A 16,210-nucleotide genomic window follows, 5' to 3' on the forward strand; every position below is an offset into this window, starting at 1 on the left:
GTGGTCACGTCGTCGACTGATGGCGGGCGCGGCGGCGCTGGCCGGCGCCGCCTCGCTCCCGGTCGGCGCCGGTGTCGCCGCGGCCTCCCCGGCCACGGGCGGCGAGGCCGCGGCCGCCGGAACGGCGCAGCCGGCGCCGTTCCCGGCCACCTCCGTCCGCCCCGCCGACGCCCGCTACCCCGACCTGGTCCGCGGCATGAACCAGCGCTGGTCGGCCCGGCCGGACAGCGTGCGGCTGGTGGCCGACACCGAACAGGTCCGCGACGCGGTCCAGCAGGCGCTCGACGCCGGCCAGCGGCTCACCGTGCGCAGCGGCGGCCACTGCTACGAGGACTTCGTCTACAACGACGCCGTCAAGACGGTCATCGACCTCTCCGAGATGACCGAGGTGCGCTACGACGAACAGCGCCGCGCCTTCGAGGTCCAGGCCGGCGCCACCCTCACCCACGTCTACGAGCGGCTCTACAAGGCCTACGGCGTCATCGCCCCGGGCGGCGTGTGCTACTCGGTGGGTGTGGGCGGGCACGTCAGCGGCGGCGGCTGGGGCATGCTCTGCCGCCGCGACGGCCTGATCGTGGACCACCTGTACGCCGTCGAGGTGGTCGTCGTGGACGCCCGGCGCCGGGCGCGGGTCGTGGTCGCCACCCGGGAACCGGACGACCCCAACCGCGAGCTGTGGTGGGCGCACACCGGCGGTGGCGGCGGCAACTTCGGCGTGGTGACGCGCTACTGGTTCCGCTCGCCGGGCACGACCGGCAGCACGCCCGGCGCGCTGCTGCCCAAGCCGCCGGCCGAGGTGCTGCTCAGCGCGGTCTCCTGGTCCTGGGCGGACCTCACGGAGCAGTCCTTCGTCCGGCTGGTGCGCAACTACGGTGCCTGGCACGAGGCGCACGCCACGGCCGGCGGCCCGTACGACGGGCTGTCCGCCAACCTGAGCCTGAACCACCGTTCCAACGGTCAGATCGGTCTGCTGACCCAGATGGACGCGACCGTGCCGAACGCCCGCGGTCTGCTGGACGCGTTCCTGCAGGCGGTCTCGGACGGCGTGGACGCTCCTCACGGCGCGGTCACCCGCCCGCTGGGCGAGCACGGACCGATGCCGGAGTTCGCGACCCCCCGGGTGCTGCCCTGGCTGCAGGCCACCCGGTACCTGGGAGTCACCAACGCGGTCCTGGTGGACCCGACCCTGCGCGGCGACCAGAAGTCCGCCTACGTGCGGCGCAACCTGCCCGAGCAGCAGATCTCCACCATCTACCGGCACCTGACCCGGACCGACTTCGCCAACCCGAACGCCATGGTGCTGTTCAGCTCCTACGGCGCGGCGGTGAACTCCGTCCCGCGGGACGCCACCGCCCAGGTGCACCGCGACTCGGCGTTCAAGCTGCTGTACCAGACGTACTGGCACCCGGCCGAGGAGGACGACGCCAACATCGGCTGGCTGCGCGACCTCTACGAGGACGTGTACGCCGACACCGGTGGCGTGCCGGTGTCCGACCGGAACACCGACGGCTGTTACGTCAACTACCCGGACATCGACCTGAACGACCCGAAGCACAACCGGTCGGGCCTGCCCTACACCACGCTCTACTACGGCGAGAACTACCCGCGCCTGCAGCGCGTGAAGGCCGCCTGGGACCCGACCGACTTCTTCCGGCACGACCAGTCCGTCAAGCTGCCGGGCTGACCCCGGAAGGCTGTTCCGGAAAGACGATCCGGAAAGGCGCTGCCCCCGCTTCCCGAAGCGGGGGCAGCGCCTTTCTGGATTGTTTGGTCCATTTGCTGTTAGCCTCATCGCATGGCCAGAACCAAGGAATTCGATCCCGACGTGGTGCTGCAGCGCGCGATGGACCTGTTCTGGGAACGCGGCTACGAGGCGACCTCGATGGCCAACCTCGTCGAGCACCTGGGCATCGGCCGGGCCAGTCTGTACGACACCTTCGGCAGCAAGCACGACCTGTACCTGGCCGCCATGCGGCGGTACCTGCGGGGCAGCGAGGCCGGCTTCGTCACCGCGCTGGCCCAGCCGGGCCCCGCGCTGCCGGCCGTGCGCGCCTTCGTGGAGAGCTGGGTCCGGGACGCCCTGACCGATCCGAACCGCCGGGGCTGCCTGGTGGTGAACGCGGCGGTGGAGCTCTCCCCCCGCGACCCGGAGGTCGCCCGCCAGGTCGAGGTGAGCTGGAGCGTCGTGGAGACGTCCCTGGTGTCCTCCCTGCTGCGGGCCCAGGCCCAGGGCGAGCTCGCCGCCGAGAAGGACCCGTACGAGATCGCCCACTTCCTGCTCGTGGTGATGCAGGGGGTGCGGGTGATCGCGCGGGGCGCGCCGGACGCCGAGCGGCTGGGCGCGGCCGCCCGGCTCGCACTGGCCGCGCTGGACTGACCGCCCCTGGCCGCTCCCACGCTCGCATGCCGAAGCCGGTGCCCGCTGACCACCGTCAGCGGGCACCGGCTTCGGGTTTCGGTCAGGCGGCCCCGGCACCCTCCGCCGGTTCACCGAACCAGCGCCGCAGCGCCTCGGGCAGCCCCTCGGTGCCCGATCCGCCGAACGAGCTCCAGGCCGCGTAGCCGTCGGGACGCAGCAGGATGGCGTCCACGGGCAGTTCCTCCTCCGGGTGGGCCGTCACGACGTCCACCCGCCTGGCCCATCCCGCGGCGGCCCGCCGCACCTCGGGCCGGTCCGCCAGGTCGAGCAATACCGGCCGGCCGGTCCACAACAGCGCCGCCAGGGTGGTCTCGCCGTCGGCCGTCTTCAGCCGCGTCTCGGGGATGAAGCGCCCCGCCAGCCGGTCCGTCGCGGGCCGCCCGACGTCGTAGCCGATGTCCGCACCGCTGACCATGCCGGCCAGGTAGGCGTTGACCTCCGGCACGCTCATCAGATCGCCGAACAGCCGGCGCAGGGAGTCGGTGGCCGGGCCGGGGTGCATCAGTGCCACCTGGGCGCGGACGTTCTCCAGCACCCGGGCGGCCACCGGGTGCCGCTCCGTGTGGTAGGTGTCGAGCAGCCCGGCGGGCGCCTCTCCCCGTACGTGTGCGGCCAGCTTCCACGCCAGGTTGACCGCGTCCTGCAGGCCGGTGTTGAGCCCCTGGCCGCCGGCCGGGAAGTGCACGTGCGCACTGTCCCCGGCCAGCAGGACCCGCCCGGCGCGGTAGCGCTCCGCCTGCAGCGCGGCGTCGCTGAACCGGGAGAGGTAGCGGGGCTCCGACATCTCGACGGGGTGGCCGACGATCCGCTCGACCTCCGACCTGAACTCCTCGAAGGTGACCGGGGAGGAGCGGTCGGGATGCGGGCCGCGGAAGTCGTACGTGCCGACCCGGCTGTGACCCGAGGGGCTCACCCAGAAGATGGTCCAGCCCCGCGGGGTGCGCTGCCAGCCGCTCGGCGCACCGAGCGGATCGGCCAGCACGACCTCCCCCATCAGGCAGGAGATCGTCGGCAGGGTGCCGACGAAGTCGATGCCGGCCCGCTTGCGCACCACGCTGCGGGCCCCGTCGCAGCCCACCACCCAGCTCGCCCGTAGGATGCCTTCCGCACCCCTCTTCTGACGTGTCGTCAGCTCCACCAGGCGGTCCGACTGCACCACGTCGGTCACCTCGGCGCCCCGTACGATCCGCACGCCGGACAGCGTGGCGCGCCGCGCGAAGACCTCCTCCGCGTAGGCCTGCGGGCTGCCGACCAGCGCGGGGAACTCCTCGATCACCGGGGCCAGATCCAGCTGCGGCAGACCGCCGAAGTGGAACGGCACGTGCCGCTGCGGGCTCCGCCCGGCCACGTACCGGCCCGGCTGCACGGCCTCCAGCAGTCCCCGCCGGTGCAGCGTCTGCGCGGTCCTGGCGTGCAGGGTCCCCGCCTTCGACTCGCCCGAGGGTTCCGACTCCTTCTCCAGCACGGTCGTACGGATCCCGTACAGCGCCAGTTCGCCGGCCAGCAGCATGCCGACCGGACCGCCGCCGACGATCACCACGTCCACGTCCACGTCATCGGCCGTGTCCTGTGCCAAGCCCGTGTTCACGGCCTTTGGACTCCTGTTCATCTAGCAGTTCGCTCCCGAGGAGCCGTCCGAATCGGTCAGGCGAGCAGGCGAGCAGACCATCAGGCGATCTGCAGGTGGTCGCCGATCGACAGCTCCACTTCCTGGTCGTGCACCGCGGACAGGGTCACGATGCTGTGCGCCACCGCGCTGAGGGTGGTGTGCCGGTGCCAGCCCCCGTAGGTGCGGCCCTTGAAGTCCATCGCACCGACCTTGGTGCTGATGTCGGCGAAGTCCTGTTCGACGCGTTCGGTCAGGCGCCCCAGTCGCGCGACGTGGACGGCCGGCGCGTCGGTCATGTTCGACAGCCACAGCTCGCGCGCCTTGCGCTCCCTGGTGCACTGCGCGCCGACCAGTCGCAGCGGCAGGCCGGCCCCGGGCAGCGCGACGTCGACGCTGCTGATCTGCGCGGTGCGCTCGCCCGGAGCGGTACGGCCCACCCAGCGGACCGGACGGCCGCCGAGCTCCGTCCCCTCGGCGAGGTGCTGCGCCGCCAGCGGCCGGACCGCCCGGCCGTCCCGCACCGCGTTGTACGGGACCAGCCGGGTGGCGCCACTGATCCGCAGCACGAAGCGGACCTTCGCCGCCGACAGGTGGCACACCAGCGCCCGGGCGTCCTCCTCGCGCGCCTCCACCACCACCGGGCGGGCCTGCAGTCGCCAGCCCCTGGCCAGCTCCAGCACGGCCGCCGCCGCGGTCGGGACGTCCCCGTCGTCGATGCCCGCCGACTCCGGGATCTTCGCGCGCCGCTTGCGCTCGGCGTCGGCGAGCCACTCCCCGGTCAGCGCCAGCCGTGAACTGACCGGCGCGCTCCGGGTGTCGTTGGCCAGCCAGACGCCGTACGACCGCTGACTGTTGACGACCCGGCCGAGCTGCAGGTCGAAGGACTCGGTCACCCCGACGGTGTGTTCGCCGGCCTTGAGGACCACCATCGGCTTCACCACCCACGCCAGCGGATCCAGGGCCTCCTCGAGGTCGGCCGCCAGCGCCCTGCGCACCGGCCGCCAGTCCCACGACGACTTGCTGATGAAGTGGTGCAGCCGCTGCTCGACCGCGGCACCGCCGCCGGCGATCGACGCGATCGACCGCATCGACTTGCGCGTGGTGGGCGACAGTAGTCCCGAGATGTACAGTTCGCCGTTCTCCCGCTGGTCGCGGCGCGGCAGCGACATCAGCATGCGCCGGCTGTACTCGGTGACGAAGTCGTCGGCGACCTCGTGCCAGACGATCTCGCGCGCATGCTGAGACATGTGGATGTGCATGTTCATGCCAAGTATCCCCCTCCGCAGAACACCGGACCGCGCCACCGCCGCACGATTCCCGGAGCCCCCCCATCATCGGCAGGCCTATTTGAACATACATTCTTGTTTAGTCGCCATGATAGGCCCGTCACACACCTCTTGACGAACCCCGTACGACCAGGAGGTGCCGGCTCGTCCCGCTCCTCCGGCATCGACTTAACGCCTAATCAGGGGCACTTGACGACCTCACAGCCGAAACAGCCCTGCGGCGGCGCCCCGTCGGCAGACCCGCCGCCGGTCCGTTCGAGGGCGCCTCGAAAGCCCATTATCAAACCGACCGTTCAACTCAGAATAGGGTTCGCGAAGTTGTCAGCGAGCGTTCACGCTGGGCAACAATCCGGGCCCTGCGGTCACCCCCTACCGACCCAGGCCCCACCTCCGGACCATCAGCCCCCACCGGCCGCCCACCACCACCCACCTCCCCTTTCCGGGTTCGGAGCCGACCGAATCATCCAGGGCGAGTGGGTCGACACCCAGCCACCGATCGCTCACGGCAAGTCACCGATCTCCACCTACAGGCGCCACCGGATCACCTGACGCCCCGGCCGGATTCGCCAGGTATCGCTCAACTCGCCCAGCGCACAGAACAATTGCGGGACAGGGTGGTGAAATCTACGAGAACGCCCCGAGATTGGTCACTTTCCGTGGTGAAGTCATTACCCTGGTCGGGCCATTTCGCGCCGCTCCACCCTGGCCGACCAACCCCGAGACACCCCTGGGGGAATCTCGGATCCCGGCGACCATCCAGGCATTTCCGGCCGGTTCGCATTCGACCGTTCCAGCCGGTCACGGAAGGCCGGAAGTCGGCACGCCGGCGGTCGAAACGATGGATCGGTCGGTCTCGTTCGCCCGCTGCCCCGGCGGCGGTGCCGGCCGCGCATGCTCCCCCGCTCCTGGCCGGTGCGAGCGCACCACTCGCGGACGCGGCCGCGTACCGTACGGTGTGGGTCCATGGACCAGATAGCTCCCCTTGACGCCCGCCGGTGCTACACGGCGCATCATCCGGTGCACGCCGCCTACTACTTCGCCCCGGAGCACGACGACTGGTACGGCCTGCTGGGCCTGGACCGCGGTCCGATGGCGTACCTGGCCGGGCGCTCGGCGCCGTTGGGGAGGCCCGGTCCGGGCCTGGTCAGCGCGGTGTTCTACAACTTCAGCCCGGAGCTGATCGCCCGCTGTCTGCCGCGCGCGTGGGAGGCGGCGGCGCCCGAGCGGGTGTTGGAGACCAGGCTGCGGATCGTGGACGCCTGCCTCACCCGGCTGCTGGGCCCGGAGGCGGTGGCCTCGGCCGCGATGGTGGAGGCGGCGGAGCTGGCGATGCGGGCGGTCGAGGGCTGCACCGGGGCGGGCCGGCCGATGTTCGCCGCCAACGCGGACCTGCCGGTCCCGGACCGGCCGCACCTGCGGCTGTGGCACGCGGCGACGCTGCTGCGCGAGCACCGCGGCGACGGACACATCGGCCTGCTGGTCGATGCCGAACTCGACGGCCTGGAAGCGCTCGTGACGCACAGTGCGACCGGCGCGCATTGGAAGCCCTCCTTCCTCCAGCCCCAGCGCGGCTGGTCGGCGCGCGACTGGGCGGCCGCCCAGCAGCGGTTGCGGGCGCGCGGACTGCTGGACGAGAACGACGAGCTGACCGCGCGGGGGCAGGAGCTGCGACGCACCCTGGAGGCCGAGACCGACCGGCTGGACCTGGCGCCGTACCGCCGTCTCGGCGCCGAAGGCACCCGGCGGTTGACCGAACTGGCCGGGGCGTTCTCCCGCACGGTGCTCGCCCGCGACGGCATGCCGCTGGCGCAGATCGGCAAACGCTGAACGCTCAGCGCGGATCGGGCAGCAGAACACGGACGGCGGCGGCCCCCGGACCGTTCCAGGTCCGGGGGCCGCCGCCGTCCGTGCGTCGGGCTCAGGCCTCCGCGGCGGCCGGCTGCGCCTTCTCCGCGGCCGAGCGGGCCATCGCCGCCAGGACCTCGCGCAGCTGGTCGAGGGTGGCTTCGTCGACCACCCGGTCGCCCTTCATCTTGGCGCCGGCCACCGGGATGGACATCGACTCGGGCAGCACGTCGGCGCCCATCATCCGCAGCGTCTCGATGGTCCATTCGCGGGCCCGCGCACCGCCGGTGGTGGCCGGCGAGGCGGTCACCACGGCGACCGGCTTGTCGACCAGCTCCCCGCCGCCGACGATCCACTCCAGGCCGTTCTTCAGCACCCCGGACATCCCGGCCGCGTACTCCGGGCTGGTGATCAGCACCGCGTCGGCGCTCGCCAGCTCGGCCCGGAACGCCAGCACCGACGCGGGCGGGGCGACGACCTCCACGTCGTGCTCGAAGTACGGCAACCCCGCGAGTCCCTCGAACACCGTCATTTCGGTGTCCGGGCCGCACAGTTCGGCGGCGGTGAGCGCCACCTTGCGGTTCAGCGAGCCTTCGCGCAGGCTCCCGACGATCGCCACGAACTTCATCCCTGTCCCATCTCTCGTTCCGTGTACTGCCATTGTCACGCGATCGACGCCACCGCCGCACGCCGTACCGCGGTGACGGCCGCCACGATCTGACGACTGACCAGATGGCGGTGGTCGGCCAGGTAGAAGTGGTCGCCCTGGTAGACGTGCAGTCCCCGGTAGTCCCGGGTGTGGCGTTCCCAGGCGGCCAGCCGCGGGCGGTCGACCAGCAGGTCGGCGCCGCCGCCGAAGGCGGACAACGCCACCGGCAGCGGCTCGGCGGCCGGGTCGGGCCGCCAGGTGTCGACCAGGGCGAAGTCGTTGCGGAAGGTCGGCGCGAACACCCTCCACAGCAGGTCGTCGTCCAGCACGGCGGGCGGTGTCGCGCCCACCGCCCGCAGCCAGTCGCGCAGTTCGGCGTCGGACAGGTGGTGGCGGGCGGACGGCCCGGCGCCGTGGCCGGTCGACGGCGCCCCGCAGGAGGACAGGCCCAGCCACAGCGGCGCCCGCCGCCCCGGCCGTGCCAGCCGGCCGGCCAGCTCGTAGGCGACCAGCGCTCCCATGCTGTGGCCGAAGAACGCGTACGGCCGGTCCAGCCACGGGGCGAGCTCCCGCTCCAGGAAGTCGGTGAGCTCGTCGGCGTCGGTCAGCGCCGGGCGGTCGGACAGCCGCCCCCGGCCGGGAGCGTCCACCAGGCACAGCTCCCAGTCGCCGGGGAACAGCTGCTCCCAGCCCCGGTAGAGCAGGTGCGAACCGCCCGCGTGGTGGAACAGGAACAGCCGCAGCGTGGCGTCCGGCCGCGGCCGGGGGCAGGTCACCGCGCCGCGCACCAGCGGGCGCACCCGGGCCGGGCCCGCGGGCACCGCGCTCACCCGCGGGCCGCGGCCAGTGCCGCGTCGACCGGGTGGGCGGCCGGGTGGGCGGCCATGAGCCGGCGCATCCGGGCGAACTCCACGACCTGTCCGGCGACCGCCTCCAGCTGGGACTGCAGCCGGGCGTCGGTGCAGCGGCCGTCCGGACCGAACCCGGCCTCGACGGTGTTCACCGCCACGCCCAGCGGCGTCGGCCAGCCGCGCAGTGCGCACACCACGTCGCGCAGCGCCGACAGCGTGGACACCGCGCCCTGCCAGCCCGCGCCGACCGCCAGGCAGCCGACCGCCCGGCCGGTGAAGTACGGCCGCGCGTCGCCACGCAGCTCCTCGACGTGGTCGAGGGCGTTCTTCACCAGGCCGGAGATGCCGCCGTGGTAGGCCGGGCTGGCGAGCACCAGCCCGTCCGCGGCCGCGATCTCGGCGATCAGCCGCTCGGCCCGCGGCTCGCCAACCGGCTCGCGCGGGTCGTACAGCGGCAGCAGCAGGTCCTCGCCGGCGATCAGCGAGGTCCGTGCGCCGAGCCGCTCGGCTTCGGCGAGCACCGCGCGCACCGCCCGCTCGGCGGTCGAGCCGAGCCGGGTCGATCCGCCGATGCCGACCAGTAGCGGCGGCTGTTCCATTACCCCTCCTTCTGTCTTCTGCCGACCGGTCAGGCCGCGACGGGCGCCGTGGGGGCGCCGGCGTCGCTGCGGGCGCTCTCGTGCAGGTCGCGCCGGTGGATGAAGACGAATCCGATCACGGCGCCGACGGCCGCGATCACGGCGCACCACACCATCACGTCACCGAGGGCACCCACGAAGGCGCTGCGGGCGGCGTCGGTGACTCCGGCCAGGGAGTCGGCCGGGACGGCCTGGGCCAGGGCGCCGGTGCCGGACACCGCGACGGTGCGGCCGACCGGCTCGGCCTGCGCGCCGAGCGCGGAGCCGGCGGTGGAGGCGGCGAAGGCCGCGACCACCTTGTGGTGGAAGAGCGCGCCGAACGCGGCCACCCCGACCGCGACACCGACCTGCTGGAAGGTTTCGCCCATGCCGGAGGCCATGCCGGCCTTCTCGGGCCGGACGACGCCGATGGTGATGGCGGCCCGCGGCGGGTTGAACAGGCCCATGCCGATGCCGGTGACGATCATGCTGGGCAGCATCGCCGTCCAGTCGCTGCCCGGCTCGACCAGGGTGATCAGACCCATGCCGACCGCGATGAAGGCGATCGAGGCGCCGATCAGCACGCCGGGCTGCACCGAGGCGAGCGCACCACCGGTGATCGCGGCGACGATGAACAGGGTGATCATCATCGGCATGAAGCGCAGGCCGGTCTCCCACGGCGAGTAGCCCAGCACGTTCTGCACGTAGGAGATCTGCAGGAACACCGCGGCCAGGCTGGTGGCGTTGGACAGCAGGGTGGCCAGGCACACGCCGCTGAAGGTGCGGATGCGCAGCAGCGACAGGTCGAACATGGCGGCCTCGCCGCGCCGCAGCTCGACCACGACGAACAGCACCAGCAGCAGCACGCCGCCGGCGAACGCGCCGAGGATCGGGGCGCTGGTCCAGCCGCTGGACTCGGCGCGCAGGAAGCCGAGCACCAGCAGGGCCAGGCCGAGGCCGAAGGTGATCATGCCGAGCCAGTCGATGCCGTACGGGACCTGCTCGCGCGACTCGTTGAGCTTGGCCAGGCCGATCAGCAGGGCGATCACGCCGATCGGGACGTTGACCAGGAAGATCCACCGCCAGCCGAGGCTGTCGGTCAGCAGGCCGCCGATCAGCGGACCGAGGGCGAGGGCCAGGCCGGCGATGCCGCCGAACACGCCGAACGCCTTGCCGCGGTCGGCGCCCCGGAACTCGTTGCCGATCAGGGCGGGCCCGACCGAGAACAGCACGGCGGCGCCGATGCCCTGCACGCCGCGCGCGAGGTTCAGCGTGAGCACGTCCTGCGCGAGGCCCGCGGCCAGCGAGGAGAGGGTGAACAGCACCAGGCCGGTGCTGAACACCCGCTTGCGGCCGAGGCGGTCGGCCAGCGAGCCGCCGGTCAGCAGGAACGCGGCCAGGGTGAGCGTGTACGAGTCGATCACCCACTGGAGGTCGGAGAACCCGGCGTCGAGGGTCTCCCGCAGGTGCTGGAGCGCGACGTTGACCACGGTCACGTCCAGCATCAGCATGAACATCGCCACGCACGCCAGTGCCAGGGTCCATCCCCGGGCGGAACCTCCCGTCGCCGCGGCGGCCGACGGGTTCTCGGCTGACATCACGCAAGTCCTTTCGTCACACGGGGCGGTGGCCCCGCTGTTTGGGTGGTGCACCGCTCATCGCCCGGTGCCGACTCCGCTCGTCGCCGGGTGCCGGCTCCGCTCATCGCCAGGTGCCGGTCGCCGGGTCGTGGACGCCGCGCACCGCGCCCTCGATCCCGGTCACCGCGATCAGGGCCCGCCCGTCCGGGCCGACCAGGGCGCAGTGCTCGGTGCCGTCGGCCGCGAACCAGTGCCGCAGCAGCAGGCCCTTCGGGTGGGCGGCGGCCAGCGCGGGATCGTTGGCACCGGTGTACAGGCGCACGTCGGCCAGCGCGGTGGGCACGATCACGGGTACCGGGCCGGAGGTGCGACCGTCGAGCACGCTGGTTCGCAGCAGGCAGTCCAGGGCGGTGCTGGGAATCAGGAAGCGGTCGAACACGCTCTGCGTGGGGAGTTCCAGCCGCAGGTCGGCGGCGCCGCCGTCGGAGAGCAGTCTGGGGTTACGCAGGGAGCTGAAGACACCACTCAACTCTACCGTCGTCCCGGCGAGTTCGTAGGTGTTCGGAGCACTCCGGCCGACTTCGGCGACGGGCGGGCAGAGCGGACCCTCCGTCAGGGTGCGGGCCAGGGTGACCGTCATCCGGCTGTGCTCACGGGCGGGCACCGGTCCGTCGGCCGGGGTGAGCACCCGGACCGCGACCCGGTCGCCGTCGCGTTCGGCGGTGACCTCCAGGGTGCGCGGCCAGCGGTGCTCGGCGGCGCGGATGAACCGGGAGAGCACCACGTCGCCGATCCGGGCCGGCAGCAGGCCGGGGGCGAGTGCCGCGGCGGCCTCGGCGGCCAGCTCCAGGATGAAGGTGCCGGGGACGGTGGGCCGGCCGTCGACCAGGTGGTCGCGCAGGTACGGGTGGGCGTCGAGGTCGACCCGGCAGGTCCAGACCGCGGTGCGGCCGGTCCGGGCGGGCGCGGCGGTCAGGAAGGCCCGCGGCACGGCGACCAGCGGCCCGGGCGCGGGCACGGCCCGGGCGGCGGCCCGGAAACCGGGGGCACGGCGCTCCAGGGTGGCCCAGTCGGCGTCGCCGATCCAGCTGGTGGCCAGTCCGTGGCTGCCCCGGCCGGCCAGTTCGGTGCGGAAGAACGCCCGGCCCTGTTCGTCCGTCAACTGACCGATCTCGTTCTGCCGGGCGAGCAGCGCGCCGGCGGGCGTGTCGGCCGAGGCCATCCCGGACTCGATCCACAGCCCGGACGTGAACGCGACCTCGTCCCGGCCGTCGATCGCACGGGCGTGCGCGGCGGCCAGCATCAGGTACTCGTTCGCGGCGCCGTAGTCGGGCTCGCCGCGCAGGCCGATGAAGGCGGACACCGAGCTGACGGCGCACCACAGCGCGGGCCGGCGCTCGCCGAACGCGGCGCGCAGGTGGGCGTGGCCGCGGACCTTGACGTCCCGGACGGCGCGGAAGTCGGCGACCTTCTTGCGGGTCACCCCGGCGGAGCGGCCCAGGCCCGCGCCGTGCACCAGGACGTCGACCCGGCCCTCGACGGCGAGGACCTCCTCGACGGTCTTGCGCACGGCGCCCTCGTCGAGCACGTCGCACTGGCGGTAGTGGACCCGACCGGGGCCGCACAGCGCCTCGAGGTCGGCGATCACCCGGGCCCGTTCGTGGCGCTGGACGGCGCGCTCGTAGCGGCGGCCGAGGGCGGCCGGGTTCTCGCCCGGGTGGCGGGCGGCCAGTTCCCGCAGCGCCTCGACCCGGGGCGCGGGCGCGGCGGCGTCGGCCGGGTCGGGGGCGGCACCGGAGCCGAGCAGCCAGACCGCCTGCGGGGTGCGGCCGTCGACGAGTTCGCGCACCAGGTGGGCGGTGAGCCCGCGGGCGCCGCCGGTGGCGACCACGACGGGGGCGTCGGGCAGGGCCGGCGCCTGTCCGGCGGCCGGGACGGGGACGGGCAGCAGTTCCAGTCGTTCGCCGGCCAGGTGGTAGGCGGCGGGGATGAACCGCTCGGCGGCGGACTCCTCGGCGAGCAGCGCCAGCGCCGCGCCCGCCTCGGTGCGGTCGGTGACCACGGCGAACATCAGGCAGTCCGTCAGTTCCTGGGAGAGGCTGCGGACCAGGCCGGTGAACAGGCCGCCGTGCGGGGCGGGGACCAGACCGTCGGCACCGTCCAGCACCAGCACCGCGAAGGAGCGCAGGTCCGGGGCGCGGTGCTGGGCGGCCAGGAACGCCAGGTCGTGCAGCTCGAGCAGGCGCTCGGACGCGGCGTCGCGCGACCCGTCCTGGACGCCGGCCAGGACTCGTACGTGGGTGAGGGCCCGGCCGTGCCCGTCGAGCAGGGCGGCGAGGTCCTCGGGCCGCTCCAGTCGGACGGCGGGCACGCCGTCCGACGGCGTGGCGCCGCGCGGTACGGCGATCAGGCAGTCGGTGGGCAGCGGGAGGCCGGCCAGCGCCGCCGGGTCGTCGGTGAGCAGCAGGGTGCCCTCGGGGACGGCGGCCAGCGGCTCGCGCACCCGCCGGGCGGGCACCGGGTGCAGGGTCAGGGCGTGCCGGGCGAGGTGACCGGTCAGCAGCTGCGGCCCGGCGGGGTCGGCGGCTGCGTGCGCCGGGGTGACCCGCACGGTCGGGGTGTGGGCGTCCTCGACGGGCCGCAGCCGGCTCGGCTCGCCCCGGCGAAGCGCCTTGAGCAGGGCGACGGTGCCCTCGGCGCCCCGGTAGTCGCGGGGCTCGGCGGGGGCCGCGGGGGCCTGCGGGCGGCCGAGGGCGAGCTCGCCGAGCACGGGCAGTCCGCGCTGCTCGGCGGTGCTGCGCCGGGTGAGGACGAAGCCGACGGCGGCGTCGGCGACCGGGCGCGGGTCCCGGGCGGGCAGGCCGTCGACGGCGGTGCTGACGCCCATCACCACGGCGAGGTCGATCTCGCCGTCGCGCAGGTAGCGGACGGCCGTGGCGAGCGCGGACAGCGCGGAGTCCCGGCCGGCGTCGACGGTCATGTTGGGGCCGTGCAGGTCGAGGCGCTGGACGACGCGGGCGGCGATGACGTTGGGCATCAGGCCGGGATAGGCGTCCTCGTTGATCGGCGGGGTGAGGCCGCGAACGGTGTCGGCGAGCGCCGAGGCGGGCAGCCCGGCGGGGGCGGTGACGTGCCGCTCGAGGTCGTCGAGGTGGTAGCGCAGGGCGTAGCCGTGGGCGTTGCGGGTGGGGCCGCTGTGGCCGACGAACACCCCGGCGCGATCGGCGAGCCGCCGGTCGCCCACCCAGTCGCCGGCGATCCGGTCGGCGCACCGCAGGGCCATCAGCTGGCTGCGGTCCATGGCGGCGATGGCGGACGGTGCGAGCCTGGCCTCGAGCGGGCTGGGCACGGGGTAGGCGTCGCCGAAGGTGGCGGGCCAGTCGGCGGCGGCGCCGGCCAGCCAGCGGTCCAGTTGCTCGGGCGAGGGGTCGCCGGGCAGGTGGGTGCCGGCCGCGACCACCACGACCGGGTCGTCGGCGTCCGCCGCGGGCCGCTCGGGGGTGACCGGGGGGCGGTCGGTGAGCAGCAGGTGGCCGTTGGTGCCGCCGAAGCCCATGGCGGAGATGCCGACGGTGCGGCGGCCGCCGTCCCGCTCGGGCCAGGCCAGGTCGGCGGTGGGCACCTCGACCCCGGTGGTGCCGTCGGGCAGGCCGGTGAACTGGCGCTGGCCGGGGATGGTCCGGTGACCGAGGGCGAGCAGCGCGTGCACCGCGGAGACCGCGCCGGCGGCCCAACCGGCGTGTCCGACCAGGGATTTGTTCGAGGTCATGGTCCAGGTGCGGCCGGGCGCGGCGGCGGTGAGGGCGCCCAGTTCGGTGCGGTCGCCGGCCGGGGTGCCGGTGGCGTGGGCGACCACCCAGTCGACGTCCTGCGGGTCGGTGGCCGCGGACTCCCAGGCGCGGTGCAGTGCGATCTGCTGCCCGGCCGGGTTGGGGGCGTAGATCGCCTTGCCTCGGCCGTCGGAGGAGCCGCCGAAGCCGGCCACGTAGCCGAGGATCGGGTCGCCGTCGGCGACCGCGCGACGGTGGGTCTTCAGGGCGAGGACCGCCGCGCCGTCGCTGAACAGCACCCCGTCGGCGCCGCGGTCGAGCGAGCGCACCTGCCCGGAGCGGGACAGGCCCCGGAGCTTGGAGAAGAGCACCAGGTTCTGCGCGGTCAGCGCGAAAGCGCCGCCGCACAGGGCGACATCGGCCTCTCCGGCGCGCAGCGCGCGCACCCCGATGTCGATGGTGTACAGCGAGGAGGAGCAGGCGGTGTCGACCACCACGATCTCCGCGTCCGCCGGCAGGTCCGGGACGGCGGCCCGGGCGATCCGGTACGGCAGGACCGCGTCGGGGGTGCCGGCCGCCAGTGGGTAGCGGCGCTCCAGGCCGTCCGGGACGGGCAGGCCGGCGTCGCCGAGCAGCCGGCGGGCACCGGTGGCGACCAGGGTGTGCTCCAGGTGCTGGCTGCCGTCGGGGGTGAGGCCCACGGCGAACAGCTGCCGGTCGGACGGACGGACCGTGACCTTCTCGGTGGCGCCGAGCAGCGAGTGCCGCAGCCACAGGGCGGTGTACTCGTCGGCGGTGAACGCCCCGGAGTCGATCTCCGCGCGCAGCGCGGGGTGCGGGGTGAACCCGGTCATGAAGCCGGACACCCGGGCGTACGTCTTGTCCTCGGCGGCGGCGTCCGGCGACCAGACCGTGTCGAGGTCGATCCGGTCGCCGGGTTCGCCGAAGACGGGCTCGCCCTCGGTGAGCAGCCGCCAGAACTCCTCGGGGGTGCTGGCGCCGGGCACGGCCAGGCCCATGCCCACCACGACCACCGCGTCGCCGTCGACGTCGTCGGCCACCGCGAGGTCGTCGGCCACCGCGTCCGCGGCGGTGTCGGGCCGGGGCTGGGGCGCGCCCAGTTCGAGGGTGCGGCCGTCGAGCGCCACGGCGTCCGGGCCGGTCAGGAACGCGGCGACCCGGGCGGCGGCCGTGTCCCAGCCCTCGGCGGGACGCAGGGCGTGGATCCGCACGCCGGGGGCGGCCGCCGCGAGCAGTTCGCGGACGGCCTCCTCCAGCTCCTGCCGTTCCCCGCCCGGCGGCCCGACCAGCAGCAGGGCTCCGCCCGACGGCAGGGCGCGGACGGCCTCGGCGGCAGCCTGCCGGGCGGCGGGCAGCCGCCCGGCCCGGTCGGCCGTCACGACCGCGGCGGAGGGCCGACCGGCCGGGCCGGCCTGCGCGAGCACTGCGGCGACGGCCGGGCCGGCCGGCTCGCTGGCGAGCACGCGGACGTCGGCGAACGCGTCGGTCAGGGACGCCACTGCGCCGGGGTCGGCGGCGACCAGGACGGTGCGCGGGGCGGGGTCGATCGGCATGGTGACTCCG

10 protein-coding genes are annotated in these 16,210 nt (G+C 74.1%); 3 read left to right on the forward strand and 7 right to left on the reverse strand.

Annotation, left to right across the window (positions count from 1 at the left end; translation table 11 throughout):
* The first annotated feature begins 19 nt into the window (after positions 1 to 19).
* Positions 20 to 1,684 (forward strand): FAD-dependent oxidoreductase, encoded by a 1,665-nt coding sequence (locus O1G21_RS10050; protein ID WP_270150895.1) that lies wholly within the window; start codon positions 20 to 22, stop codon positions 1,682 to 1,684.
* A 111-nt stretch (positions 1,685 to 1,795) separates the two neighbouring features.
* The gene (locus O1G21_RS10055; protein ID WP_270142614.1) at positions 1,796 to 2,377 is read left to right on the forward strand and encodes a TetR/AcrR family transcriptional regulator; all 582 of its coding nucleotides are present in this window, start codon (positions 1,796 to 1,798) and stop codon (positions 2,375 to 2,377) included.
* 82 nt (positions 2,378 to 2,459) lie between these two features.
* Here the strand turns inward: O1G21_RS10055 and O1G21_RS10060 are convergent, their stop codons facing one another.
* Entirely contained in the window at positions 2,460 to 4,007 is a 1,548-nt protein-coding gene (locus O1G21_RS10060; RefSeq protein ID WP_270142616.1) for an FAD-dependent oxidoreductase, read from the reverse strand.
* Positions 4,008 to 4,087: 80 nt separating this feature from the next.
* Entirely contained in the window at positions 4,088 to 5,275 is a 1,188-nt protein-coding gene (locus O1G21_RS10065) for an IS701 family transposase (protein ID WP_270142617.1), read from the reverse strand.
* A gap of 1,002 nt (positions 5,276 to 6,277) precedes the next feature.
* Between O1G21_RS10065 and O1G21_RS10070 the strand changes: the two genes are divergently transcribed.
* Positions 6,278 to 7,141: an SCO6745 family protein gene (locus O1G21_RS10070; RefSeq protein WP_270142618.1), complete on the forward strand. Its 864-nt coding sequence runs from the start codon at positions 6,278 to 6,280 to the stop codon at positions 7,139 to 7,141.
* Between the two features lie 91 nt (positions 7,142 to 7,232).
* Here the strand turns inward: O1G21_RS10070 and O1G21_RS10075 are convergent, their stop codons facing one another.
* The 5 genes from O1G21_RS10075 to O1G21_RS10095 form a co-directional block, all read right to left on the reverse strand.
* On the reverse strand, positions 7,233 to 7,787 hold the full coding sequence (locus tag O1G21_RS10075) for an NADPH-dependent FMN reductase (protein WP_270142619.1): 555 nt from the start codon (positions 7,785 to 7,787) through the stop codon (positions 7,233 to 7,235).
* A gap of 35 nt (positions 7,788 to 7,822) precedes the next feature.
* Positions 7,823 to 8,629 (reverse strand): thioesterase II family protein, encoded by an 807-nt coding sequence (locus O1G21_RS10080; protein ID WP_270142620.1) that lies wholly within the window; start codon positions 8,627 to 8,629, stop codon positions 7,823 to 7,825.
* A gap of 5 nt (positions 8,630 to 8,634) precedes the next feature.
* Positions 8,635 to 9,258, reverse strand: coding sequence for an NADPH-dependent FMN reductase (locus O1G21_RS10085; protein WP_270142621.1), 624 nt, complete (start codon positions 9,256 to 9,258; stop codon positions 8,635 to 8,637).
* Between the two features lie 29 nt (positions 9,259 to 9,287).
* Positions 9,288 to 10,874, reverse strand: a complete 1,587-nt coding sequence (locus tag O1G21_RS10090) for an MFS transporter (RefSeq protein WP_270142622.1) — start codon at positions 10,872 to 10,874, stop codon at positions 9,288 to 9,290.
* Between the two features lie 103 nt (positions 10,875 to 10,977).
* Positions 10,978 to 16,200: an SDR family NAD(P)-dependent oxidoreductase gene (locus O1G21_RS10095; RefSeq protein ID WP_270142623.1), complete on the reverse strand. Its 5,223-nt coding sequence runs from the start codon at positions 16,198 to 16,200 to the stop codon at positions 10,978 to 10,980.
* Between the last annotated feature and the right edge of the window lie 10 nt (positions 16,201 to 16,210).

The organism is Kitasatospora cathayae, assembly GCF_027627435.1.
Lineage (GTDB): Bacteria > Actinomycetota > Actinomycetes > Streptomycetales > Streptomycetaceae > Kitasatospora > Kitasatospora cathayae.